At 25.4% G+C, this 1,157-nt stretch carries 1 protein-coding gene; it reads right to left on the bottom strand.

Going from position 1 to position 1,157, the window contains the following annotated elements:
- Window positions 1–750 precede the first annotated feature (750 nt).
- A complete protein-coding gene (locus EHU54_RS05905; protein WP_400249469.1) occupies window positions 751–948 on the bottom strand; it encodes a hypothetical protein in 198 nt (65 codons plus the stop codon).
- Between the last annotated feature and the right edge of the window lie 209 nt (window positions 949–1,157).

Raw genomic sequence — 1,157 nt, 5'->3', positions numbered from 1 at the left:
TGCAGAATTAATATCACCACCACCAATATTTAAACCACGGTCATTAAATACAGTATAAAAATTATAATAATCATTAATATTTAATTTATTGACATCTTCATCTAAAATTAATAAAGTATATTGTCTTTCGGTTGATTGTTGAGTAAATACTTGTTCAAATTTAGCTTCACCAAATTGAATTGAACTTCTATCATCAATCATATAAGCATCTCAATATTTCCCAACCTTAACTTCTTTAGTATAAAAATTATCTGCTTTATTATCATTATTCATAAAATAACTTAATTTATATTGCTTTAAGTATTCTAGCATTCTATTAATATCATAAATGTTTTCACCATCAATTAATTTTCAATAAACATTATTATTTTCATCTTTTAATTTTATCGCAAAAGGTGTTTCATTATTGGCTCATATAGTTGAATTAATTGGTTGTTTATTAAAATCATCAATCGTTAAAATATTAATTTCTTCACCTTTATATTTTTGNACTATTTTTAAACTACCTTGTCATTGTGCAATAGTACTTTCCATATTATCAAATATTCTTGTATAACTACCATAATCACTTGATTTAGCATTATTTGGTTTTCAACCAGTTTCTGTATCAGGTATATATGAACTATAAACATTAAAAGGAAATACCATTCAATGTCTATTATCTCGTATGTTTTCTCTTATATCTATTAAAGTGTCATGGGCTTGTCTTCTTAATTCTTCTATAACCCCGAGATTAATTCTACTCATTTTTTAATTCTCCTTAATTTCTGTTCTACCTTGGATAGAATTTTGATTATTACCAGTTTCATCATATTCCATTAATTTATTATTATGTTCAATTTCTTTGGCTTGGATTTTATCTTGTCATGCTTCTACTTTTTCAAAATATTTGGTTGCTTCTAATTCATCAATATTATAATATTCAGTTATAGCTCTTATTGGCTCCATTGTGCCATTATCTAATCTGGCAGTAATTAATTAATTTTGCCGCATTTGGTCTACTAAACTAGCACTAACAAAATCAAATCCATAAGGTCGTTCACCAGTACCATCTCATAAACCATAATATTTTAAAACAGTATCAAACATTTTTGTATAATATTGCTTACGATATGCTTGTAAATATGCTTGTTTTTCTAAATCTTTTGTTTTAGTTA

The organism is Spiroplasma sp. ald, from assembly GCF_044714355.1.
In the GTDB taxonomy this organism is placed as follows: Bacteria; Bacillota_I; Bacilli_A; order Mycoplasmatales; family Mycoplasmataceae; genus Spiroplasma; species Spiroplasma phoeniceum.
This window is presented reverse-complemented; position numbering and strand designations above follow the sequence as displayed.